Below are 22,705 nucleotides of genomic sequence, written 5' to 3'. Positions count from 1 at the left end.
TTCGTACCTTTGCACCCTCAAAATGCCAGCAATGGCGACCCGACTGAGGAGTAAATGGTTCTTTCTCGGACAGGTTAAATAAAACAAAACGAACCAGGTATAATGAGCCAAAAGATTCGCATTAAGCTGAAGTCGTTCGATCACACGCTGGTCGACAAATCAGCTGAGAAGATTGTGAAGGCGGTAAAATCGACGGGTGCTGTCGTAAGCGGTCCCATCCCACTGCCAACTAACAAAGAAATCTACACTGTGCTGCGTTCACCCCACGTGAACAAGAAGTCGCGGGAACAATTCCAGCTTTGCACCTACAAGCGTCTGGTCGACATTTACTCAACCAGTGCTAAAACGGTAGATGCCCTGATGAAGCTCGAATTGCCCAGTGGCGTTGATGTAGAAATCAAAGTTTAATTTACAGCCGCCCCAGGCGGTCAGAACATAACTCGGGTGAAGGTCCGAAAGGAAACCACATCTGGCATTTTTCGGTGGATAGTACACAAACGTGTATCAGCCGCTGGCAGAAAGGTCAGGTGTGTTCAACGCCTGACCTTTTTTATGTTCTGCGCGTAAATGCAAATTGGTGCTTGTAGTCCTGACTGATAATCACTAATTTTGCGGCTCCGTTTTCGGAGAGGAGTACAATTTTTCAAACTTTTTCCTGCTTACAACAAAAAAAATGTCTGGTTTAATAGGAAAAAAAATCGGGATGACCAGCGTGTACAATGCGGACGGGCAGGCTCTGGCATGTACAGTCATCGAAACTGGTCCCTGTGTTGTTACCCAAGTTCGTACCGGTGATAAAGACGGTTACGAAGCCGTGCAATTGGGTTTCGGCGAGCGTAAAGAAAAGCACACCAACAAGCCGCTGCAAGGTCACTTCAAGAAGGCTGGCACCACCCCCAAGCGCAAGCTGGTTGAATTCAAAGAATTCAAAACCTCGCTTGAACTGGGTCAAACGTTGCAAGTTGCCGACGTATTCGTCGAAGGCGACTTTGTTGACGTTGTGGGCACTTCGAAAGGTAAGGGCTTCCAGGGCGTTGTAAAGCGTCATGGCTTTGGTGGTGTGGGTGGACAGACCCACGGACAGCACAACCGTCAGCGGCACCCGGGTTCGATCGGTGCCTGCTCGTTCCCCTCGCGGGTTTTCAAAGGACTGCGCATGGCAGGTCGTACAGGTGGCAACCGCGTTAAGGTTCAAAACCTGCGGGTTCTGCGGGTTATGCCTGAGCAAAACCTCCTCGTTGTTAGTGGATCAATTCCAGGCGCCAAAAATTCATTCGTAATTATCGAGAAGTAAGGACATGGAAGCAATCGTATATAACAGCAAGGGCGAGGATACGGGTAAGAAGGTTACGTTGCCAGAAACCATTTTCGGCATCGAACCCAACGAACATGCGATTTACCTGGACGTTAAGCAGTACCTGGCCAATCAGCGTCAGGGAACGCACAAAGCGAAAGAGCGGGCTGAAGTAAACCGTTCGACCAAGAAAATCAAGAAGCAAAAAGGAACGGGTGGCGCCAGGGCCGGCAGCATGAAATCACCTGTATTTGTAGGTGGTGGCCGTATTTTCGGTCCCCGTCCACGCGATTACAGCTTCAAGCTGAACAAGAAAGTAAAAGCACTGGCTCGCCAGTCTGCTTACGCCGTAAAAGCTCAGGAGAACAGCATTTCTGTTATCGACTCTGTTGCCTTCGACGCTCCGCGCACGAAGAGCTACATCGAATTCCTGAACGCGCTTTCAGTTGCTGACCGTAAAACACTGCTTATTCTGCCAGACGTGAACACAAACGTGGTTTTGTCGAGCCGGAACGTAGAAAAAGCGAAAGTAATGACGGCTACGCAGGTCAGCACCTATGATTTGATGAATGCCGACCGTCTGCTTATCAGCGAAGAAGCGCTGTCAACCATCCAATCTCTTTTTGAGCAACAATCATGAGCGTTCTAAAAAGACCCATTATCACGGAAAAAATGACAGCCCAGTCTAAGCAGGGAAAGTATGCTTTTGAAGTGGCACGCACCGCTAATAAAGTTGAAATCGGTAAGGCTGTCGAGAAAATGTACAGCGTCAATGTGACGTCAGTACGGACGATGACTACGCTCGGAAAAAAGAAGAGCAAGAACATCCAGGGTCGGATTGTAAGCGGCATGACCCCAACAACCAAAAAAGCCATTGTCACGGTAGCGGAAGGCGAAGTAATCGACATCTACGCTGACCTGTAACAAGGCGGTTGCACTGAAACGCATAACGAATCATGGGAGTTAAGAAACTAAAACCAGTAACGCCCGGTACCCGCTTCCGCGTGGCTCCGGACTTTGCCGAGATCACTACCGACAAGCCAACCAAGAGCTTGCTGGAGCCGATCAAGAAATCGGGTGGCCGGAACGATCAGGGCCGCCGGACCATGCGCTACATTGGCGGTGGTCACAAGCGGATGTACCGTATCATCGACTTCAAACGCGATAAAAACGGTATGGCTGCTGAGGTAATGACGATCGAATACGATCCGAACCGCTCAGCCCGTATTGCCCTGGTGCAGTACGAAGATGGCGAGAAACGCTATATCATCGCCCCTCAGGGTCTGACGGTAGGTCAAACCATCCGTTCAGGCGAGGGCTCTACCCCCGACGTAGGTAACGCAATGCAACTGTCGGCCATGCCGATCGGTACCATTGTTCACAACATCGAACTGACGCCCGGCAAAGGCGGAGCCATGGCTCGCTCGGCTGGTACGTATGCTCAGTTGGTAGGTCGTGAAGAGCGTTACGCTATTCTGCGTTTGCCTTCGGGCGAAACTCGCCGGGTACTGAGCAACTGTGTTGCCACGGTTGGTTCGGTATCAAACCCAGACCACATGAACGTGGTAATGGGTAAGGCTGGTCGGATGCGCTGGTTAGGCCGCCGTCCGCGTGTTCGGGGTGTTGCTATGAACCCTGTTGATCACCCGATGGGTGGTGGTGAAGGCCGGGCATCTGGTGGTCACCCACGTTCACGGAACGGGCAGTTTGCTAAGGGTCAGAAGACTCGTTCGCCGAAGAAAGCATCAAGCAAGTTGATCATTAGCCGCCGGAAAAAGTAATTAATAAATGGCACGTTCACTCAAGAAAGGCCCATATATAGATTTCCGTCTGGACAACAAGGTTCAGGCTCAGAATCAGTCGGGCAAAAAGTCGGTTATCAAAACCTGGTCGCGCCGTTCAATGATCTCACCTGATTTCGTTGGACATACGTTTGCCGTTCACAACGGGAATAAATTTATCCCCGTGTATGTAACGGAAAACATGGTGGGTCACAAACTCGGCGAGTTTGCCCCAACCCGGAACTTCCGTGGTCACGTAGCGAAGAAAGATAAGGGCAAACGATAAAGGAGTTTTCAGTTTAGAGTTTTCAGTTTGGCGTAGGTGATGCCAACAACGAACCGAAAACCGAAAACCGAAAACTGCAAACTTGTAAACATGGAAGCAGTAGCAAAACTGAAAAACGTGCCCTCTTCGCCCCGCAAAATGCGGTTGATTGCTGACCTGATTCGTGGTCAGCGCGTGAGCCGGGCACTCGGTATTCTGAAATACCAACCCCAGCAGGGTGCAGATGTGTTGCAGAAAGTACTGTTGTCAGCCGTTGCCAACTGGCAGCAAAAAAACGCTGACACCAGCATTGAAGACGCCGATCTGTACGTAAAAACGATTTTTGTTGATGGCGGCCCGATGCTGAAGCGTCTCCGTCCGGCTCCTCAGGGCCGTGGCCATCGGATTCGGAAGCGGTCAAACCACATTACGTTGGTAGTCGACAGCGCGGCAATGCCAGAAGAGTTAGTAGAAGCGACTCAAACAGAAGTAAACGAGTAACAACGCATGGGACAGAAAGTTAATCCGGTTGGTTTGCGGCTTGGTATCGTCCGTGGTTGGGACTCAAGCTGGTACGGTGGCAAAGAATTTGCCGACAAACTGGTCGAAGACGAAAAAATCAGAAAATACATTGCAGCCCGTATTCCGAAAGGAGCTATTTCTCGGGTTGTTATCGAACGTACACTGAAGCGGATTACCCTTACGATTCACACGGCACGTCCGGGTATCGTAATCGGTAAAGGCGGTGGCGAGGTTGACAAGATCAAAGAAGAGCTGAAGAAGATCACCGGTAAGGACGTTCAGATCAACATCTTCGAGATTAAGCGCCCCGAAATCGACGCGAAGCTGATCGGTGAAGCCATTGCTCAGCAGCTGCAGGCTCGTATCTCGTTCCGTCGTGCCATGAAGCAGGCCATTCAGGCTGCTATGCGGGTAGGCGCACAAGGTATCAAGCTGAAGTTGTCGGGTCGTCTGGGTGGTGCCGAGATGGCGCGTACCGAGCAGTACAAAGAAGGTCGGGTACCTCTTCACACTTTGCGTGCCGATATCGACTACGCAATCTCTGAAGCCCAAACCATCTACGGAAAGATCGGTATCAAAGTATGGGTCTTCAAAGGTGAGGTTTACGGTAAGCGTGACCTGTCGCCGGCAGCTATGGCAAGCGCAGCAGCCGCTGGTGAGCGTGCCGCTGGTGAGCGTAGCAACGACCGGGGCGACCGTCGCGGTCCGCGCGGTGATCGCGATGGTGGTAACGACCGCGGAGGCCGTGGCCGGAACGACCGGGGTGGTAATGACCGTGGTGGCAACAACCGGGGCGGTGGTAACAACCGTGGCGGTGGCAACCGGGGTGGAGGAAATCGTCGATAATTAAGCGATAAGTGATGAGTTATGAGCGATGAGCGAAAGAACTTAAGTCAAACGCTTACTCATAACTCTTAACTCATAGCTCATAACTTCTTAATAAAGATGTTACAGCCAAGAAGAACCAAGTTCCGTAAGATGCACAAAGGCAAGATCAAAGGTCTTGCCACCCGGGGCCACGAAATTGCATTCGGTACGTTTGCGATCAAATCGTTGGAGCAGGGCTGGATTACGGCACGTCAGATAGAAGCGGCTCGTATCTCGGTAACCCGGGCTATGAAACGCGAAGGCCAGGTCTGGATTCGGATTTTCCCAGACAAGCCCATCACCAAGAAGCCCGCCGAAGTGCGGATGGGTAAAGGTAAAGGTGCTCCTGAGTATTGGGTAGCCGTTATCAAGCCCGGCACGATCCTGTTCGAAACGACAGGTGTTCCTTTGGAAACGGGTATGGAAGCCCTGCGGTTAGCCGCACAAAAGCTCCCCGTTCGCACGAAGTTCATTGTACGACGCGACTACCAGGAACAAGCATAAAATCAGAGCTGTGATTTTTCTGATTTAACTGATTCGCAATAGTCACCATAATCAAAAAAATCACAGTTCAGACTCTTATCATGAAGAAGGAAGAAATCAAGGCGCTCTCGGCCGAGCAATTGAAAGAGCAGATTACAGCCGAAGAAGCTCGGTTGCTTAAACTGAAATTCGCTCACGCTGTATCGCCCATCGAAAACCCGATGCGTATCCGTGAGGCCCGCAAACTGATTGCTCGTTTACACACGGAACTGACCGCAAAAACGCGCCAGCAGGCCTAAATAGCTACCCACAATGGAAGGACAGCAAACAGAACAGCCCCAATCGGAGCAGCAGGCTTCGGTAGAGCGTAATGCTCGGAAAGAGCGGATCGGGCGTGTGGTCAGCAACAAAATGCAGAAGACCATTACGGTTGCCGTTGACCGCAAGGTGAAGCACCCGATGTACGGTAAATTTATGAACCGTACCACCAAGTTCATGGCTCATGACGAAAACAATGATTGCGGTATCGGTGATACGGTGCGCATCATGGAAACTCGCCCCCTGAGCAAAAACAAGCGTTGGAGATTAGTCGAAATTATCGAAAAGGCCAAGTAAGCCATGGTACAGCAAGAATCAAGATTAGGTGTAGCCGATAACAGTGGTGCCAAAGAGGTACTGGTTATCCGCGTGCTGGGCGGTACGGGCAAGCGGTATGCATCGGTAGGCGACAAGATCGTTGTGACCGTAAAGGCAGCTATTCCGTCGAGCAATATTAAAAAAGGGACGGTTTCAAAAGCCGTTGTGGTTCGGACCAAGAAGGAAGTACGCCGGAAAGACGGATCGTACATCCGGTTCGAAGACAATGCCGCCGTTCTGCTCAACAATAACGATGAGCCCCGCGGAACCCGCATCTTCGGACCTGTTGCCCGCGAGCTGCGTGAGAAGCAATTTATGAAGATCGTTTCTTTAGCCCCGGAGGTATTGTAAGATGGAAAAGAAGAAAGCTAAATTCCACATCAAAACGGGTGATACCGTCGTGGTGATTGCTGGGAACTCAAAGGGTCAGCAAGGAAAAGTAACGGAAGTGCTGGTAGAAAAAGAGCGCGCTAAGGTGGAAGGTGTGAACATGATCACCAAACACATTAAGCCGACCGCACAGAATCCGCAAGGCAGCTTAGTACAAACGGAGGGAACGATTCACATCAGTAACCTGATGCTGATTGATCCGGCCACCAGTCAACCGACGCGCACAGGCCGCCGGGTGAATGACAAGGGTAAGTTGCAGCGGTACTCGAAGAAGACCGGCGAATTCATCTAACCGGTCGGGTAGTTTATCACCATTAAACGAGTCAAGAAAGTGGCAAGCCCAAGATTAAAAGAGAAATATCTCAATGAGGTGGTCGCCCAGTTGAAAGACAAGTTTCAGTATAAGTCGGTTATGCAAGTACCGCGTCTGAGCAAGATTGTTATCAATAAAGGGATTGGAGCCGCCGTTGCTGATAAAAAATTAGTAGACGTAGGTGTGGATGAGCTGACTCAAATAACGGGTCAGAAAGCCGTTCAGACTGTTGCTAAAAAGGCCGTTTCGAACTTCAAACTTCGGGAAGGCATGCCGATCGGCGCAAAAGTAACGCTGCGTGGCGACCGGATGTACGAATTCCTGGATCGTTTGACAACGGTAGCGTTGCCTCGCGTACGGGACTTCAAAGGCATCAGCGACAAAGGGTTCGATGGTCGTGGCAATTACACATTTGGTGTAAAAGAGCAGATCATCTTCCCAGAGATCAGCATCGACAAGGTATCGCGTATTTCGGGTATGGACATTACGTTCGTAACAACGGCTGACTCAGACAACGAAAGTTATGAGTTGCTGAAGGCCCTCGGAATGCCCTTTGCCGGCAGCAAGAAATAAGCAGTAATCACGCTAAGGACGTCATAAAGACATGGCAAAAGAATCAATCAAAGCACGGGAGCGGAAGCGCGAAGCATTGGTAGCTAAATATGCTACGAAGCGGGCAGCCCTCAAAGAAGCTGGCGATTATGCTGCTTTGGATAAACTGCCCCGCAATGCATCGCCAGTTCGGTTGCACAATCGTTGCAAACTGACCGGCCGTCCCAGAGGCTATATGCGCAAATTCGGTATCTCACGCGTAACGTTCCGTGAGATGGCCAGCGCAGGTAAGATTCCGGGCGTAACGAAGTCAAGCTGGTAAGCGCTAATTGCATCTAAATCAGCACTTTTATTTGTAATTCAGTTTCCGTAATTTTGCAGCCCGATTAACAGAGAGGGCTGTGAGCAACACGAGGAAGAAATGAATACAGACCCAATTGCAGACTATCTGACCCGAATCAGAAACGCCATCCGCGCTAAGCACCGGATTGTGGAGATCCCTGCATCCAACATAAAGAAAGAAATCACCAAAGTTCTGTTTGACAAAGGGTACATCCAGAACTACAAGTTTGACGACAACGGCCCTCAGGGTGTGATCAAGATCGCTCTGAAGTACAACGCCGTGACGAAGCAACCCGCCATCGTTGATCTGCAGCGCATCAGCCGCCCAGGTCTCCGCCAGTACCGGGGCGCCGACAACCTGCCACGGATCCTGAACGGTCTTGGCGTTGCAATTGTGTCTACTTCTAAAGGCGTAATGACCGACAAAGAAGCCAAGACACTGAATGTAGGTGGTGAAGTGTTGTGTTACGTTTATTAATCCATTGATCGAACAATGTCTCGCGTAGGTAAAAAACCCATCGCTCTGCCCAGTGGCGTTTCGTTGTCAATCGACAATGGTAACGTCGTGACGGTAAAAGGCCCGAAAGGCACGCTGACTCAGGCTGTTGATCCAGATATCTCGGTCGCAGTAGAAGAAGGCACCATTCAGGTAACTCGCCCCACCGAACAGAAGCGTCACAAAGCGCTGCACGGCCTGTACCGTGCCCTGGTCAACAACATGGTAGTAGGTGTAAGCACCGGCTACAAAATTGACCTGGAAATTGTCGGTGTAGGTTATAAGGCTGCCGTTAACAACAACGTACTGGAGCTTCAGCTTGGCTACTCACACAACGTTTACGTTGCTGTACCGGGCGAAATCAAAGTATCCGCTGTGACCGAGAAAGGTCAGAACCCGAAGGTTATCCTGGAGGGTATCGACAAGCAGTTGATCGGCGATGTAGCTGCCAAAATCCGCTCACTCCGTAAGGTTGAGCCATACAAAGGCAAAGGTATCCGCTTCGTGGGTGAAGTTATTCGCCGGAAAGCTGGTAAATCTTCGTCTAAAAAATAAGTTTTCTGTCGACAGTTTTCAGTTTCAGACTGACGGGTCTCTGGCCAATCAGAATGTACCTACTGAAAACTGGAGACCGGAGACTATCAACTTGATTAATCGCCTATTTGGTCGGTATCAAATAAGATGGCAACGAATAAAACGGAACGGCGTCAACGAATCAAATACTCGATTCGCGCCAAAGTATCAGGTACGGCAGAACGCCCTCGCCTGTCGGTATTTCGGTCGAATAAGGCGATTTACGCCCAACTGATTGACGATGCAGCCGGCCACACGCTGGTAGCTGCTTCTTCAGTTGAACTGAAATCTGAAGCAAGTGGCTTTACGGTGGACGTAGCCAAGGAAGTTGGAAAGCGGATTGCTGAAAAAGCAGCTTCTAAGAATATCACGGCTGTGGTATTCGACCGTAACGGCTACCTGTACCACGGAAAAGTAAAAGCATTGGCCGACGGAGCCCGTGAGGGTGGCCTCAAATTCTAAGGCAAGCATGGTAACGAACGTAAGACCTTCAAAAGTAAACGAGTCCGATCTGAAAGAGCGCGTAGTCGCTATCAACCGTGTAGCCAAGGTTGTTAAAGGTGGTCGTCGGTTTAGCTTCTCAGCCATCGTAGTAGTTGGCGATGGTAATGGTGTGGTAGGTTACGGGTTGGGTAAGGCCAACGAAGTAACTGACGCCATTGCAAAAGGTACGGAAGACGCCAAGAAGAACCTGATCCAGATCTCTCTGCTGAAGCACACTGTGCCTCACGAGATGGAAGGTAAATTCAGCGGTGGTTTTGTACTGCTCAAGCCTGCTGCCCCCGGTACGGGTGTAATTGCAGGTGGTGCTATGCGCGCCGTTCTGGAAAGCGCTGGCGTACGCGACGTATTGGCGAAGTCGAAAGGCTCGTCGAACCCGCACAACGTGGTAAAAGCGACAATTAACGCCCTGCAGAAAATGCGCGCTCCTCACCAGGTGGCCTTCCAGCGTGGGGTGAAATTGTCAAAAGTGTTTAACGGCTAAACGGATCGCATCATGGCACGCGTACGCATCACACAGGTTCGAAGCATTATCGACCGTCCGCAGACCCAGAAGAACGCGATCAAGTCGCTTGGTCTGGGTAAAATCAACCGGAGCATTGAGCTGGATTATAACAGCGCTATTGCCGGTGTTGTGAACAAGGTAAAACACCTCGTTAAGATAGAAGAGATCTAACCCTTGAGGAGTTAGATAGTGGACGTTAGATGTTGGACATCAGACGTTAGACATTGACGATTACCTCGCTAACAATCAATGTCTAACGTCTATCGTCTAATATCCAACGTCTTTTTTGCGGTTTGCAATTCTTTTTACGAATTTTGCAGGCTGCAAATAATCATTGCAAGTACAAACACAATAATAAAATGAATTTAAGCAACCTTAAACCGGCTAAGGGTTCCGTCAGAGAGCGCAAGCGAGTCGGTCGCGGACAAGGCTCAGGAATGGGTGGTACATCTACCCGTGGCCACAAAGGGGCGCAATCACGCTCAGGCTACAGCCGTAAATTACACTTCGAAGGTGGTCAGATGCCCCTTCAGCGTCGGGTACCCAAGTTTGGTTTTAAGAACCCGACCCGCGTAGAGTACAAGCCTATCAACCTCGATACCCTGCAGATTCTGTTTGACAAAACAAATGCTGCCGTTATTGATGAGACCGTACTCCAGCAAAATGGTTTGATGGCAAAAGGTGATTTGATCAAAGTTCTGAACCGCGGTGAGCTGAAGGCATCTGTTGAGGTACATGCCCACGCTTTCTCGGCCAGCGCCAAAGAGGCCATTGAAAAGGCAGGTGGTAAAGCTGTAGTACCAGCACAACCTGTTCGGGCCAACGAAAAAGAGGGAGAGAAGAACTAATCTGTGAGCACGGCAACGGCCTGAAATTTTATGAATCGTCTTATCACCACGCTCAAAAACATCTTTTCAATAGAGGAATTACGGACTCGTATCCTGAATACTCTGTTGTTTATTACCGTCTTCCGTCTGGGCTCAGCGATTGTACTGCCCGGCGTTGATCCCAAGCGCCTGGATATTAACACCGGGGGTTTATTGGGTTTGTTAGACACCTTTTTGGGTGGTGCCTTCAGCAAAGCGTCAATCTTTGCCTTAGGCATTATGCCGTATATCTCGGCCTCTATTGCCATTCAGCTGTTGACGCTGGCCCTACCGTACTTTCAAAAAATGCAGAAGGAAGGCGAATCTGGTCGAAAAAAACTCAACCAGATTACGCGGGTGCTGACCATCGGGGTAACTGCCGTGCAAGCATTGACGTACATCCGTACGACGATTCCAGCCGACGCTCTATTCATCGACCGGGGTCTGTTCACAATCTCTTCACTGTTCATCCTTACCGCCGGAACAATCTTCTGTATGTGGTTGGGTGAGCGGATTACCGACAAGGGTATCGGCAATGGTATTTCCATGATCATCATGATCGGGATTGTTTCTCGTTTTCCGGGTGCAATTCTGGGTGAATTCCAGTCACGTGGTTCATCAGGTCTGTTGATTTTCGTTCTGGAACTGGTCGCTCTGTACTTCGTGGTAATGGGTGCAGTTATGCTTACCCAAGCGGTTCGTCGGATTCCGATCCAGTACGCAAAACAGGTGATTGGTAATAAAGTGGTGGGTGGTCAGCGTCAATATCTGCCGCTCAAGCTCAACGCAGCCGGTGTAATGCCAATCATCTTTGCTCAGGCGCTGATGTTCATTCCAACGTATCTGGCAGGGCTTTTCGCTGAGAAAAGCGACTTTGCTGCATCCGTGCAGAACGCTTTCCAAAGCTATACCACCTGGCAGTACAACGTGCTGTTTGCCCTTCTGATCATCGTCTTTACGTTCTTCTACACCGCCATCTCGGTTAACCCAACCCAGATTGCCGATGACATGAAGCGTAGTGGCGGTTTCATCCCTGGTGTGAAGCCCGGTATTGCTACCTCAGACTACATTGGTATGGTACTCGACCGTATCACGCTTCCCGGAGCTGTAATGCTCGCCATTGTTGCTATTCTTCCAGCCATTGCCAACTTACTTGGCATGACTACTGGCTTTGCGCAATTCTTCGGCGGCACATCACTCCTGATTATGGTAGGTGTAGTTCTTGATACGCTCCAGCAAGTAGAAAGTTACTTACTCATGCGTCGGTACGAAGGCTTGATGAAATCAGGCCGTGTACAAGGACGTGCCGAAACTGTAGCTGCCTAATGTCTGCAAAGAGTAACATGATTTACCTTCGGAGCGATGAAGAACTTGCGCTGATGCGCGAGAGTGCTCAGGTCCTGGGTAAAGCTCATGGAGAAGTAGCAAAGCTGATTCGTCCGGGTATTACGACCAAGGAACTTGATACGGTAGCCCAGACGTTCATTAGAGATAATGGGGGTATTCCATCATTTCTGGGCTTTAACAATGGTACTGCTACTCGTTTTCCAGGTGCGCTTTGCATCTCAGTTAACGACATCGTAGTGCACGGTTTTCCAAGCAAGTATGAGTTACGAGATGGGGATATTATCTCCGTCGACTGCGGGGTTCAACTTAATGGATTTCACTCTGATAGTGCTTACACCTACCCAGTGGGTGAGGTAAGCCTCTCGGTACGGAAACTGTTAGCCCGCACGAAAGAGTCTTTGTACATCGGCTTGGAGAAAGCGATTGATGGAAACCGGATTGGCGACATAGGCTACGCCGTACAGTCGTACGTGGAGCGTTTTGGGTACTCGGTTGTTCGGGAGTTAGTCGGACATGGTGTAGGTAAAAACTTGCATGAAGCCCCCGAAGTACCCAACTACGGTAAGCGTGGACAAGGCGTAAAGCTGCGAGAAGGAATGGTACTGGCGATTGAGCCGATGGTCAATTTCGGAAAGAAAGCGATCACTCAGGACAAAGATGGCTGGACTATCCGGACAGCTGATCGGAAACCATCCGCCCACTTTGAACATACCGTAGCGGTGCGGAAAGGTAAGGCAGAGATTCTGACTACATTCCAATACATCGAAGAGGTAACAGCCAACACCAGCCTGGCCGTTGAACTGGATGCCTCTATGGCGGTTTAAAACTGAATATGGCGAAGCAGAATTCAATAGAACAGGACGGCGTTATTTTGGAGGCATTATCAAATGCAATGTTCCGGGTAGAACTGGCCAACAAGCATGAGGTAGTTGCTCACATATCGGGAAAGATGCGGATGAATTACATCAAAATCCTTCCCGGTGATCGTGTGAAGTTAGAAATGTCGCCTTACGATTTGAGTAAGGCGCGGATTGTGTACCGATACAAGTAAGTTTTCAGCTTTCAGTTTAGAGTTTTCAGCTTTCCAAAAACTGCTGGCTTATAACTGAAGACTGACGACATTAAACTGTAAACTTTCAAATGAAGGTTAAAGCATCCATCAAGAAGCGCAGTGAAGACTGCATCGTGATCCGTCGGAAAGGGAAACTGTACGTGATCAACAAGAAGAATCCCCGATACAAACAAAGACAAGGTTAATTTTCTATGGCACGTATTGCAGGTGTTGATATTCCGGACAAGAAGCGTGGCGAGATTGCGCTGACGTATATCTTCGGAATTGGTCGGAGTACCGCACAGAAGATTCTTTCGGGTGCTGGTATCAGCCTCGATAAGAAAGCAGGCGAATGGACAGACGAAGAGTCGAGCGCCATTCGTAACGCGATCAGCAACGATTTCAAAGTTGAAGGCGCGCTGCGCTCAGAAGTTCAGTTGAACATCAAACGTTTAATGGACATCGGTTGCTACCGGGGTCTGCGGCACCGGAAAGGTCTGCCGGTTCGTGGTCAGCATACGAAGAACAACTCTCGTACGCGGAAAGGCAAGCGTAAGACGGTTGCTAACAAGAAGAAAGCGACTAAATAAGTTTTCAGTTTAGAGTTTTCAGCTTACAGTTTTCGGACTGTGTATTTTGACTGAAAACTGTAAACAGTAAACTGTCAACTAAAAAATGGCACAAGCAAAACGCAAAGACAAGGCGAAGAAGCGCATTGTAGTGGTTGAATCGGTTGGCCAGGTACATATCAAGGCTACCTTCAACAACATCATTATCTCAATCACCAACCTGAACGGTCAGGTAATCTCATGGGCATCGGCTGGTAAAATGGGCTTCAAAGGCTCCAAGAAAAATACCCCCTATGCCGCTCAGACTGCCGCTCAAAACTGTGCAGCCGTAGCCCACGACCTGGGTATGCGCAAAGCAGAGGTGTTCGTGAAAGGACCGGGTGCAGGCCGTGAGTCAGCAATCCGTACCATTCAGAACTCAGGTATTGAGGTGACTACAATCCGCGACATTACTCCGATGCCCCACAACGGCTGTCGGCCACCCAAACGCCGTCGCGTATAAAACGGGTGAATTGAATAAGGCCAGGCGACATTCGGTTGTGTCTGTCCATGTTCCAACTTATTATTCGTTCATTAAATGGCACGTTACACAGGACCAAAAGCCAAAATTTCGCGCAAGTTTGGCGAGCCTATCTTAGGCCCCAGCAAAGCGCTCCAGAAGAAAAACTATGCTCCCGGCATGCACGGGCGTGGTCGGAAGCGGAAGCAATCTGAATACGCTGTACAGTTGCTGGAGAAGCAAAAAGTAAAATATATCTACGGTATTCTTGAGCGGCAGTTCCGCGCCCTGTTCCACCGGGCCGCCGTTAAAGATGGTATCACCGGCGAAAACCTGCTTAAATTCTGCGAAGCTCGTCTTGATAACACCGTGTATCGCTTAGGTATTGCTCCCTCGCGCCGTGCTGCTCGTCAGCTCGTTTCGCACAAGCACATCGTAGTTGATGGCGAGGTAGTAAACATCCCGTCTTACTCGCTGAAACCGGGTCAGATCATCAGCGTTCGCGAAAAGTCAAAGTCGCTCGAAGCTATTAGCACCAGCCTGTCAGCTCGTAATGCTAAGCGTTACAACTGGGTAGAGTGGGACGCTCAGCAACTGTCAGGCAAGTTTATCAGCTACCCTGAGCGCGATCAGATCCCAGAGAACGTAAACGAGCAGTTGATCGTCGAATTGTATTCGAAGTAATTATTCGTTTTGGCGTTCCGACGCTTTCGCGCGGGGCCGCCCGTGCGGTCCGATGTTTGGCAGAGCTCTTCTGGAGTTCTGCCTCCTTTTGCATCTAACGGGTTTCTACTCCATTGGCAGGCGAGCTGCTGTTAACATAAAAAGGTATGTCAATTTTAGCGTTCCAAATGCCCGATAAAGTTGTGGTTGAAAAAGCCAACGACTTTCACGGAGTATTTGAGTTTAAGCCCCTCGAAAAAGGGTACGGCGTCACGATCGGAAACGCACTTCGGCGAATCCTGCTGTCGTCACTCGAAGGGTATGCCATTACGAGCGTGAAGTTTCCGGGCGTACTGCACGAATTTTCGTCGATCGAAGGGGTTGTTGAAGACGTAACAGAGATCATCCTGAACCTGAAAATGGTTCGGTTTAAGAAGATCTCTGATATGATCGACAGCAAAATTACGGTCAATATCAAAAAACAGTCTGTCTTGACGGCTGGTGACATTTCGAAGTTCACGTCTTCCTTTGAAGTACTGAACCCCGATCTGGTCATCTGCCATATTGACGATACGCGCGACCTGGAGATGGAAATCTTTGTGGAAAAGGGTCGTGGCTATGTTCCGGCTGACGAGCCTCGGGCAAACGAATTGCCTTTCGGCCACATTCCGATCGACTCAATCTACACGCCGATCAAGAATGTGAAGTACAGCGTTGAGAACACGCGGGTCGAGCAAAAAACCGACTTTGAGAAATTGATTCTCGACATTGAGACCGACGGCTCTATCCATCCGGAAGAAGCGTTGAAAGGAGCAGCTTATATTTTGATCCAGCACTTTATGCTGTTCTCAGATCAGAATATGACCTTCGAAACGACGAAGCCCGAAGAAGAGAACGTGGTAGACGAGGAAATGCTCCATATGCGCAAGCTCCTCAAAACGCCATTGTCGGACCTGGACCTCTCGGTTCGGGCCTACAACTGTCTCAAGTCAGCCGATGTACGGACGCTGGGCGAACTGGTTCGTCTGGAAATTTCCGACATGATGAAGTTCCGCAACTTCGGGAAGAAGTCGCTTACGGAACTGGAACAACTGGTGGCCGAAAAAGGATTGAATTTCGGCATGGACGTATCGAAATACAGATTAGACGAAGACTAAAAAACTAAGGAGAACGGAGACAAGAAGTAGGTAGGGAAGCAATCTTTCCTCCTTATTTCCCCTTCCTTCCTCCCTCTACCAAAATGAGACACGGTAAGAAAGATAATCACTTAGGCCGTACGCACTCGCATCGGGAAGCTATGCTCTCGAACATGGCGTCGTCGCTGATTCTGAAGAAGCGGATCGAGACGACTTTAGCGAAAGCCAAAGAATTGCGGAAGTTTGTGGAGCCATTGCTGACGAAAGCAAAGGATGACACCCACCAAAACCGCCGGATCGTTTTCCAAACGCTCACCAGCAAAGAAACGATCAAAGAACTGTTCGGACCTGTAGCCGATAAGATTGCCAGCCGTCCGGGCGGTTACACGCGCATCATCAAGCTGGGCAACCGCCCTGGTGATAACGCCGAAACTTGTCTGATCGAACTGGTTGACTTCAACGAAACGCTGCTCGCAGCTGCTCAGGAGAAAGCTGCTGCCCGGACCCGTCGGGGTCGTCGGAGCAGTGGTGCTCGTCAGGCAGCCGATACTGCTGCTATCCCAGCTGCTGAAGTGGTAGCCGATGAGCCAGTAGCTGCTGAAGAAGCTCCCGTAGCCGAAGCCGCTGTTGAAGAAGCACCTGTAGCTGAGGCTCCGGCCGCTACAGAAGGCGAAGCGCCTGCTGAAGAATCGAACGATGAGCCGAAGCAAGCTTAATGCAACGGAATTAAACATAGTGAAAGAGGGTTAGCCATACTGGGTTAACCCTTTTTTTTGGAGTAACAAACCGAATATACCTGATTAAGGCAAGAAATCGACGATGAAACACACGCAACAGCCGGAGGCTTTATTGGTTTTGCAGGATGGTTCCGTTTACAGGGGATTAGCGCTCGGAAAGCGCGGTACAGCAGGGGGTGAAATCTGCTTCAACACGGGTATGACGGGGTATCAGGAAATTTATACCGACCCTTCTTACTACGGCCAGGTGATTATCAATACCACCTCGCACATTGGTAATTACGGGGTGCAACACCAGCTCGAAGAAGAATCAAACGGCGTGAAAGTACGCGGTATGGTGTGTAACTTCTTCTCGCAGGTGCACTCACGTTTTACGGCCGATGGCTCGCTGCAGGACTATTTCGAGAAAGCCAATATCGTGGGTATCCACGGTATCGACACTCGGCAACTGGTTCGCTACATCCGGGATAAAGGCGTGATGAACTGTATTATCTCGTCAGAAATTCTTGACCCGGTTCAGCTTTTAGCCGAACTGAACAAAGTGCCCGACATGGCCGGGCTGGAGCTGTCGTCGGAAGTAAGTACGCAGCAAGCCTACGAACTGGGTGAGGAGGATGCCCGGCTCAAGGTGGCAGTACTCGACCTGGGCGTGAAAAAAAGCATTCTGAGCAACCTCACCGACCGGGGAGCTTATTGCAAGGTATTTCCGGCACGCACGCCGTTTGAAGAGCTGGCCGCCTGGAACCCCAACGGTTTCTTTATCTCGAACGGCCCCGGCGACCCAGCAGCCATGCCCTATGCGGTTGAAACGGTAAAACAGGCATTAGCTACTGAAAAACCCTTGTTCGGTATTTGCCTGGGCCACCAGATTCTGTCGCTGGCCAGTGGTATCTCTACGTATAAGATGCACAATGGTCACCGTGGGTTAAACCACCCGGTTAAGAACCTGATTACGGGGCTTTGTGAGATCACGTCGCAAAACCACGGATTTGCCGTGAAAGGCGACGACGTTCGGGATACCGATAACGTAGAGATTACTCACCTGAATTTGAATGATAACACCATTGAGGGCATCCGGCGGAAAGACAAACCTGCTTTCTCGGTTCAATACCACCCAGAAGCTTCGCCAGGCCCGCACGATTCTCGCTACTTGTTTGATGAGTTCGTGCAGCTGATGCACTAATACAGAAAGCCCGGCCGATGATTTCGGCCGGGCTTTTCTCATTTGCACCGATTACCTATACTGGAACTTACTACTTGCAATACATTTCGGCTTTTATCTTGAGCGCCCAAATCGCTTTATCGACGAGATAGTCGTTTTGCCGTAGTGGCCAGGATGCGCCACCGTCGGTGCTGGCCCGAAAATCGTAACGCTGTCCCACGCGTAACTTGTAGGAGGTTACGCTACGCTGGGTGCGCGTAGCCGAAACAAGATCGCGCCAGTTGCCTTTGCCTACTTCGCTATACTGTGTGAGCATCAGAGCCGGCAAAGAGGCCTCATCGAGCCGTTTACCCTGTGGGCACGAAAACTGAAATTGAAGCTGCATGGACGGTGGTACCGGCAGTTCGTTCAGTACAAGCGGAATAGGCGTTTGGTCGCAGGATGTAGCAAGAGCCGACTCCCCTATCATGCCCCCTTTAGCACCTCTTCCCCAGGCATCGGTCTCATCGAAAACCCGTAGCATAAATGAACGACCCGCTTCCTGATTCGCAATGGCTATCCGATCATTATTATTCACACCCGCGTAAAATGTGGTAACCACCGCTTTCGTTTGGGCATCAATCAGCTGACACTTATACTTCACATCAACGCCTGCCAGTTTACTACGCACGCTGAATACCGGACCGAGCGAACATACGGGCGTTGTCCAGGCAGCAATGTACGAGGCAGCCTGCGTAAAGCGGGCCTGTAAGGTCAATCGACCGGTGCTGGCCTCCCGAACAACCATTCCTGCTTTCTCAGGCTTCCAGACGCCCGTAATGCCGTCGTAACTGAACACAGGGATTGTATCACCGGGCTGAATTGCCCGAGCTGCACGTGGGTTCACCGTAGCCGGATTCAGGTCCATAATCAACTCGCCCGCCTGCGATAATTGCTGCACCAGTTGAAAGTCTTCGTTGAATAGCTTAATGGATACCGAACCGGCAACCGATTGTGCCCGGAGCGATGTACCAGCCCCTACCCCCACTACATTAGAGAAGACAGGCCCACCCGGCAACTGTCCGGCCGCATTGCCAGTGCGCGCGTTGGTATGAATAAGCTGGAGCGTCAATTTTCCGCTCACGGGTTTCCCATCCCGATCCGTGAAAGACGTTCCTGAAGGAATCTGTACCCGCGCCATATCGCCCTGAGACGTTGGACTGGTATGCAGAGAAAGCGTCGAGCCCACATTGGTCGGCTGCCCACTTTGGTCGGCAGGCGTCATACCAACGGGGGGCTTCGACAGGCTAATTAGTGGGAGTGACCGTACCTGCCGGTTTCCATTAGTCAGTACAAACGGCTGCACAACGGTTAGATAATCGGGTGTAACAACGGCTACCGTAAAGCGAAACGGACGCTGAACCGATGGCGTCACTTCTGGCGATACGGCCAGCAGCAGAACACCATCAGCCGTGATTTTGTATTTTTTTGAATTAAGCGTCGTGACTACCGCATCAGCATCGGGCCCGCTAATGATAATGCGGCTGTTAACGGGCAGCGGATTACCCGCCGGATCGTACAACCGGCACTCGATCACTCCGCTCTGAATAGGGTCTTTAAGACTAATCGTGACCCCCTCCAGCGGATTCTGGCAAGCCTCCAGACTCAGAAACAAGCTCAGTAAAAATAGAGCAAATACGTACAGGTAGCGATTCATAACAATGTCCAAAAAATTAGGGAAGCCGATAGGTCAGCGAGACTGTCAGCGTCGGCAAAAAACGGTATCCTGAAAGGTTACGCTCTACAATCGGGATTTGCTCATCAATCGTCGTTGTTTCCAGAAACCCAGTATAATCGAGCGCAACCCGTGGTTTACCCATATAAAAAAAGCCAACTTCGCCCCCTACACTTAGCTTGCGCTTAGGGGCTACTTTGCCCAGCCCCACACCTGCATACGGCATGACCTGTTGCCACTTGAAGCCCAAATCAACAATGCCCACATCTTCGGGGGTAAGCTCCAGCCCGTCGAAATTCAGTTTATCCTCGGCATGAATGCGTAGGCTGAGCGACGGATGCCAATTGTACGCAAGGCTGGTAGCCACGTACAGGCTCCTACCTTTAAACACCTGCCAGCGGGCACCCAGCTCAGCCAACCCAACCATAAAATCGGGCTGCAACATGATGTAGGCGTTCTTATCCAGATTGACCCGATTCGGCTTCCGATACGCCAGATACTGCCCACCAACGCGCATCATAAACCGGCCCGAATGCCCCACCGAACGATTGTAAAATCCGCGAACGCCCAAGACACCAGCCTGAATACTGACTGACTGCGCAAGTCGATGAACGCCCGTATCAGCCGGTGTAACTGATGCCCCAAGGCCATGCTTGCCACCGGCAGCGCTCACCTCTGTATGGACTAATCGACTTCCAGCTAGTACAGACGTGTGCAGGCTTACCCACAAGACGCCAGCACATAGGGCGACACGTAGCAGTGATTTCATGGTAAGGGTATGTACAAAATGCCTACTATGTCCAGTGCTTCACTTGACAATTCAAATATAGAAAACAGAGGGAATACAAATGAATAAATTATCAATTATAATATTGTAAACTGACTGCTCTGCATTCTTTTTGAGCAGAAATCGTATCACACAGATACCACAGCCTATAATTGTTTGCCCGGCTTACCCGTCGTTTCTGAGGACAATCCAAAAAACTCCTTCTTATTTCGTTACTTTGTCTGCAAAAAGGGCTGATGACCAATGATTATATCAGTCCACAGGGAAAAAATAGAATTTTTAGTTGTTAACCTTTTTTATATCGCAATGAGTACCATTCAGAGCATTCATGCCAGACAAATTCTGGATTCACGGGGCAACCCAACCGTTGAAGTTGATGTACGGACCGAGAACGGCTTTCTGGGCCGGGCAGCTGTACCATCGGGTGCTTCAACCGGTACACACGAAGCCGTAGAACTACGCGACGACGACGCGAGCGTGTACGTAGGCAAAGGTGTGTTGAAGGCTGTTCAGAACGTGAACGAACTGGTTGCCCCTGAGCTGGCAGGTGCTTCCGTTTTCGAGCAGAGCCTTATCGACAAGGTGATGCTGGAACTGGATGGTACACCCAACAAAGGGAAACTGGGCGCCAATGCCATTTTGGGTGTATCGCTGGCCGTAGCCAAAGCAGCCGCTCAGGAGGCAGGCTTGCCGCTGTACCGGTACATTGGTGGAGTAAACGCCAACACGCTGCCCGTACCGATGATGAACATCCTCAACGGGGGCTCACACGCCGATAACTCAATCGATTTCCAGGAGTTTATGGTTATGCCGGCCAACGCACCCAGTTTCTCTGAAGCCCTGCGGATGGGTACTGAGATTTTCCATACCCTGAAAAAGGTATTGAAGAGCAAAGGCCTGTCGACCAACGTAGGTGATGAAGGTGGATTTGCCCCCAACATCACTTCAAACGAAGAAGCTATCCAGACAATCCTGCAAGCCATTGAGAAAGCAGGCTACCGCCCCGGCGAAGATGTTTGGATTGCTATGGATGCCGCTTCGTCGGAGTTTTATAACCCCGAAACCAAGCAGTACCACTTCAAGAAGTCGAGCGGAGATAAACTGACCTCGCAGGAAATGGCCAACTACTGGGCCGACTGGTGCAACAAATACCCCATCCTGAGCATCGAAGACGGTATGGCCGAAGACGATTGGGAAGGCTGGAAGATGCACACCGATCTGCTGAAGAACAAAATTCAGCTGGTGGGCGACGACCTATTCGTGACCAACGTAACCCGCCTGACACAAGGTATTGAGCAAGGTATTGCCAACGCTGTACTGGTTAAGGTAAACCAGATTGGCTCACTGACCGAGACCATAGACACGGTAAACCTGGCGAAGCGTAACTCGTACAAGAATATCATGTCGCACCGTTCGGGTGAGACCGAAGATGCTACTATCGCTGATTTGGCCGTTGCTCTGAACACGGGTCAGATCAAAACAGGTTCGGCCTCACGTTCGGACCGGATGGCGAAGTACAACCAATTGCTCCGGATTGAAGAAGAACTGGGCGAGGTAGCTTACTTCCCGGGTCTGAAGTTTTAGTGGATAATGCACAATGAATAGTGTGTAATGCACACGTTGAGTTGGAGCTCCCTACTCAGTACGCATTGCCCATTATTCATTGTGCATTACAGTGTATTCATTATGAAGCGTCTCCTCCGATACGGCCGTAACTTTTACGTGGCCACAGGCGTTGGCCTGCTGGTCTGGATGTTGGCGTTTGATGCAAACGACCTGTTTGCGCAGTTCCGCAACTGGTGGACACTCCGGGATCTGGAAGAAAGCAAAGCCTTTTACCAGGCAGCTATCAAGCGAGTGCAGAACCAGCGTAAACTTGTGTTGGGTACCGATCAACTCCGGGAGAAGTATGCCCGCGAGCGGTACCTGATGAAAAAGCCAACCGAAGACGTGTACGTACTGGTTGATGAAAACAACGAACCGATTGAAAAGTAGGCAGTAAGCAGTGGCAGTAGGTATTTTTTACCCGTCAGCACTGCCTACTGCCACTGCCCGCTGCCACTTACTGCCCACTATGCTTTCCGTTCTCTTCGTTTGTCTGGGTAACATTTGCCGATCACCGGTAGCCGAAGGCGTCTTCCGTGGTTTAGTAGCTCAGCGAGGACTGGAGAACGAAATCAGCTGCGACTCAGCAGGCACCTCCTCGTACCACTTGGGCGAGCTACCCGACCGGCGAACCCGCCAAAATGCACAGGAACACGGCCTGAACCTTACCCACCGGGCACGCCGAATGATCGGCGAAGACCTCGCCCAGTTTACGTATTTCGTAGCAATGGACGAGGCCAATTTCGACGCGGTGCTCAAACTCAGTCAGCGGAGCCTCGGCTTAGTAAGCGACGAAAATATCTTTCTGCTTCGTGAATTTGATCCGGTAGTTGGCAATGACCCCAACGTACCCGACCCGTACTACGAGGGCCCCGAAGTATTCGAAGAAGTTTACCAGATTACCTACCGCTGCTGTGAGCAGTTGCTCAATTATTTGCAGGAAATACACCAGTTAAATGGCGAATGAGTGAATAGCGAATGAGCGGTAGTAGCTTTTACTCTTTGCCGAGCGCGGCCCGCACTCTTTCACTATTTCACTCTTTCACTCT

At 50.4% G+C, this 22,705-nt stretch carries 36 protein-coding genes; 34 read left to right on the top strand and 2 right to left on the bottom strand.

What is annotated here, in order from left to right; all coding sequences use genetic code 11:
- Positions 1 to 102 precede the first annotated feature (102 nt).
- The 31 genes from rpsJ (at position 103) to carA (ending at position 17,571) form a co-directional block, all read left to right on the top strand.
- Positions 103 to 408, top strand: a complete 306-nt coding sequence (gene rpsJ, locus F5984_RS16480; protein WP_019988497.1) for a 30S ribosomal protein S10 — start codon at positions 103 to 105, stop codon at positions 406 to 408.
- A gap of 265 nt (positions 409 to 673) precedes the next feature.
- Entirely contained in the window at positions 674 to 1,294 is a 621-nt protein-coding gene (gene rplC, locus F5984_RS16475; RefSeq protein WP_027302969.1) for a 50S ribosomal protein L3, read from the top strand.
- 4 nt (positions 1,295 to 1,298) lie between these two features.
- Entirely contained in the window at positions 1,299 to 1,934 is a 636-nt protein-coding gene (gene rplD / locus F5984_RS16470) for a 50S ribosomal protein L4 (RefSeq protein WP_019988499.1), read from the top strand.
- Positions 1,931 to 2,218: a 50S ribosomal protein L23 gene (gene rplW, locus F5984_RS16465; protein ID WP_019988500.1), complete on the top strand. Its 288-nt coding sequence runs from the start codon at positions 1,931 to 1,933 to the stop codon at positions 2,216 to 2,218. The genes rplD and rplW overlap by 4 nt, the downstream gene beginning before the upstream one ends.
- Before the next feature lie 32 nt (positions 2,219 to 2,250).
- Positions 2,251 to 3,075 carry a 50S ribosomal protein L2 gene (gene rplB / locus F5984_RS16460; RefSeq protein ID WP_152125315.1) on the top strand — a complete coding sequence of 275 codons (825 nt, stop codon included), beginning with the start codon at positions 2,251 to 2,253 and terminating at the stop codon, positions 3,073 to 3,075.
- Between the two features lie 7 nt (positions 3,076 to 3,082).
- The gene (rpsS, locus tag F5984_RS16455) at positions 3,083 to 3,361 is read left to right on the top strand and encodes a 30S ribosomal protein S19 (RefSeq protein WP_019988502.1); all 279 of its coding nucleotides are present in this window, start codon (positions 3,083 to 3,085) and stop codon (positions 3,359 to 3,361) included.
- Positions 3,362 to 3,451: 90 nt separating this feature from the next.
- On the top strand, positions 3,452 to 3,841 hold the full coding sequence (rplV, locus tag F5984_RS16450) for a 50S ribosomal protein L22 (RefSeq protein WP_152125314.1): 390 nt from the start codon (positions 3,452 to 3,454) through the stop codon (positions 3,839 to 3,841).
- 6 nt (positions 3,842 to 3,847) lie between these two features.
- The gene (gene rpsC, locus F5984_RS16445) at positions 3,848 to 4,708 is read left to right on the top strand and encodes a 30S ribosomal protein S3 (protein ID WP_019988504.1); all 861 of its coding nucleotides are present in this window, start codon (positions 3,848 to 3,850) and stop codon (positions 4,706 to 4,708) included.
- Positions 4,709 to 4,807: 99 nt separating this feature from the next.
- A complete protein-coding gene (rplP, locus tag F5984_RS16440; protein WP_027302970.1) occupies positions 4,808 to 5,233 on the top strand; it encodes a 50S ribosomal protein L16 in 426 nt (141 codons plus the stop codon).
- Positions 5,234 to 5,313: 80 nt separating this feature from the next.
- Positions 5,314 to 5,511 carry a 50S ribosomal protein L29 gene (rpmC, locus tag F5984_RS16435; RefSeq protein WP_019988506.1) on the top strand — a complete coding sequence of 66 codons (198 nt, stop codon included), beginning with the start codon at positions 5,314 to 5,316 and terminating at the stop codon, positions 5,509 to 5,511.
- A 13-nt stretch (positions 5,512 to 5,524) separates the two neighbouring features.
- Positions 5,525 to 5,827, top strand: coding sequence for a 30S ribosomal protein S17 (rpsQ, locus tag F5984_RS16430; protein ID WP_019988507.1), 303 nt, complete (start codon positions 5,525 to 5,527; stop codon positions 5,825 to 5,827).
- Between the two features lie 3 nt (positions 5,828 to 5,830).
- Positions 5,831 to 6,199, top strand: coding sequence for a 50S ribosomal protein L14 (gene rplN / locus F5984_RS16425; protein WP_019988508.1), 369 nt, complete (start codon positions 5,831 to 5,833; stop codon positions 6,197 to 6,199).
- Between the two features lies 1 nt (position 6,200).
- On the top strand, positions 6,201 to 6,530 hold the full coding sequence (rplX, locus tag F5984_RS16420) for a 50S ribosomal protein L24 (RefSeq protein ID WP_152125313.1): 330 nt from the start codon (positions 6,201 to 6,203) through the stop codon (positions 6,528 to 6,530).
- Positions 6,531 to 6,569: 39 nt separating this feature from the next.
- Entirely contained in the window at positions 6,570 to 7,124 is a 555-nt protein-coding gene (gene rplE / locus F5984_RS16415) for a 50S ribosomal protein L5 (protein WP_152125312.1), read from the top strand.
- Positions 7,125 to 7,155: 31 nt separating this feature from the next.
- The gene (rpsN, locus tag F5984_RS16410; RefSeq protein WP_019988511.1) at positions 7,156 to 7,425 is read left to right on the top strand and encodes a 30S ribosomal protein S14; all 270 of its coding nucleotides are present in this window, start codon (positions 7,156 to 7,158) and stop codon (positions 7,423 to 7,425) included.
- Positions 7,426 to 7,524: 99 nt separating this feature from the next.
- Positions 7,525 to 7,923: a 30S ribosomal protein S8 gene (gene rpsH / locus F5984_RS16405; protein ID WP_019988512.1), complete on the top strand. Its 399-nt coding sequence runs from the start codon at positions 7,525 to 7,527 to the stop codon at positions 7,921 to 7,923.
- A 15-nt stretch (positions 7,924 to 7,938) separates the two neighbouring features.
- On the top strand, positions 7,939 to 8,496 hold the full coding sequence (rplF, locus tag F5984_RS16400) for a 50S ribosomal protein L6 (RefSeq protein WP_152125311.1): 558 nt from the start codon (positions 7,939 to 7,941) through the stop codon (positions 8,494 to 8,496).
- Positions 8,497 to 8,622: 126 nt separating this feature from the next.
- Positions 8,623 to 8,976 carry a 50S ribosomal protein L18 gene (rplR, locus tag F5984_RS16395; protein WP_019988514.1) on the top strand — a complete coding sequence of 118 codons (354 nt, stop codon included), beginning with the start codon at positions 8,623 to 8,625 and terminating at the stop codon, positions 8,974 to 8,976.
- A gap of 7 nt (positions 8,977 to 8,983) precedes the next feature.
- Positions 8,984 to 9,499, top strand: coding sequence for a 30S ribosomal protein S5 (gene rpsE, locus F5984_RS16390; protein WP_019988515.1), 516 nt, complete (start codon positions 8,984 to 8,986; stop codon positions 9,497 to 9,499).
- A gap of 12 nt (positions 9,500 to 9,511) precedes the next feature.
- Positions 9,512 to 9,691: a 50S ribosomal protein L30 gene (rpmD, locus tag F5984_RS16385; protein WP_152125310.1), complete on the top strand. Its 180-nt coding sequence runs from the start codon at positions 9,512 to 9,514 to the stop codon at positions 9,689 to 9,691.
- A gap of 188 nt (positions 9,692 to 9,879) precedes the next feature.
- Positions 9,880 to 10,368, top strand: a complete 489-nt coding sequence (rplO, locus tag F5984_RS16380) for a 50S ribosomal protein L15 (RefSeq protein WP_152125491.1) — start codon at positions 9,880 to 9,882, stop codon at positions 10,366 to 10,368.
- Between the two features lie 30 nt (positions 10,369 to 10,398).
- A complete protein-coding gene (secY, locus tag F5984_RS16375) occupies positions 10,399 to 11,712 on the top strand; it encodes a preprotein translocase subunit SecY (protein ID WP_019988518.1) in 1,314 nt (437 codons plus the stop codon).
- Positions 11,713 to 11,729: 17 nt separating this feature from the next.
- A complete protein-coding gene (map, locus tag F5984_RS16370; RefSeq protein WP_152125490.1) occupies positions 11,730 to 12,557 on the top strand; it encodes a type I methionyl aminopeptidase in 828 nt (275 codons plus the stop codon).
- Positions 12,558 to 12,565: 8 nt separating this feature from the next.
- Positions 12,566 to 12,784, top strand: coding sequence for a translation initiation factor IF-1 (infA, locus tag F5984_RS16365; protein WP_019988520.1), 219 nt, complete (start codon positions 12,566 to 12,568; stop codon positions 12,782 to 12,784).
- 89 nt (positions 12,785 to 12,873) lie between these two features.
- Positions 12,874 to 12,990, top strand: a complete 117-nt coding sequence (ykgO, locus tag F5984_RS16360; RefSeq protein ID WP_009284800.1) for a type B 50S ribosomal protein L36 — start codon at positions 12,874 to 12,876, stop codon at positions 12,988 to 12,990.
- 6 nt (positions 12,991 to 12,996) lie between these two features.
- Complete coding sequence (gene rpsM / locus F5984_RS16355) at positions 12,997 to 13,374, top strand: 30S ribosomal protein S13 (protein WP_019988521.1); 378 nt, start codon at positions 12,997 to 12,999, stop codon at positions 13,372 to 13,374.
- A gap of 85 nt (positions 13,375 to 13,459) precedes the next feature.
- Complete coding sequence (gene rpsK, locus F5984_RS16350; protein WP_019988522.1) at positions 13,460 to 13,855, top strand: 30S ribosomal protein S11; 396 nt, start codon at positions 13,460 to 13,462, stop codon at positions 13,853 to 13,855.
- Positions 13,856 to 13,930: 75 nt separating this feature from the next.
- On the top strand, positions 13,931 to 14,536 hold the full coding sequence (rpsD, locus tag F5984_RS16345) for a 30S ribosomal protein S4 (protein WP_019988523.1): 606 nt from the start codon (positions 13,931 to 13,933) through the stop codon (positions 14,534 to 14,536).
- 146 nt (positions 14,537 to 14,682) lie between these two features.
- Entirely contained in the window at positions 14,683 to 15,672 is a 990-nt protein-coding gene (locus tag F5984_RS16340; RefSeq protein WP_027302974.1) for a DNA-directed RNA polymerase subunit alpha, read from the top strand.
- Positions 15,673 to 15,755: 83 nt separating this feature from the next.
- On the top strand, positions 15,756 to 16,367 hold the full coding sequence (rplQ, locus tag F5984_RS16335; protein ID WP_152125309.1) for a 50S ribosomal protein L17: 612 nt from the start codon (positions 15,756 to 15,758) through the stop codon (positions 16,365 to 16,367).
- 103 nt (positions 16,368 to 16,470) lie between these two features.
- Positions 16,471 to 17,571, top strand: coding sequence for a glutamine-hydrolyzing carbamoyl-phosphate synthase small subunit (gene carA / locus F5984_RS16330; protein WP_152125308.1), 1,101 nt, complete (start codon positions 16,471 to 16,473; stop codon positions 17,569 to 17,571).
- Positions 17,572 to 17,641: 70 nt separating this feature from the next.
- Here the strand turns inward: carA and F5984_RS16325 are convergent, their stop codons facing one another.
- Complete coding sequence (locus F5984_RS16325) at positions 17,642 to 19,246, bottom strand: hypothetical protein (protein ID WP_152125307.1); 1,605 nt, start codon at positions 19,244 to 19,246, stop codon at positions 17,642 to 17,644.
- A gap of 16 nt (positions 19,247 to 19,262) precedes the next feature.
- A complete protein-coding gene (locus F5984_RS16320) occupies positions 19,263 to 20,033 on the bottom strand; it encodes a hypothetical protein (RefSeq protein WP_152125306.1) in 771 nt (256 codons plus the stop codon).
- Between the two features lie 324 nt (positions 20,034 to 20,357).
- Here F5984_RS16320 and eno point away from each other — a divergent pair, with 324 nt between their 5' ends.
- From eno to F5984_RS16305, 3 genes are all read left to right on the top strand, one after another.
- The gene (gene eno, locus F5984_RS16315; RefSeq protein ID WP_152125305.1) at positions 20,358 to 21,635 is read left to right on the top strand and encodes a phosphopyruvate hydratase; all 1,278 of its coding nucleotides are present in this window, start codon (positions 20,358 to 20,360) and stop codon (positions 21,633 to 21,635) included.
- Positions 21,636 to 21,737: 102 nt separating this feature from the next.
- Positions 21,738 to 22,046: a septum formation initiator family protein gene (locus F5984_RS16310; RefSeq protein ID WP_152125304.1), complete on the top strand. Its 309-nt coding sequence runs from the start codon at positions 21,738 to 21,740 to the stop codon at positions 22,044 to 22,046.
- Between the two features lie 79 nt (positions 22,047 to 22,125).
- Entirely contained in the window at positions 22,126 to 22,623 is a 498-nt protein-coding gene (locus F5984_RS16305; RefSeq protein ID WP_152125303.1) for a low molecular weight protein-tyrosine-phosphatase, read from the top strand.
- Positions 22,624 to 22,705: the final 82 nt, after the last annotated feature.

Source organism: Rudanella paleaurantiibacter, assembly GCF_009184635.1.
Lineage (GTDB): Bacteria > Bacteroidota > Bacteroidia > Cytophagales > Spirosomataceae > Rudanella > Rudanella paleaurantiibacter.
Note: the sequence above shows the minus strand (reverse complement) of the source record. Positions and strands in the feature narration are given on the sequence as shown.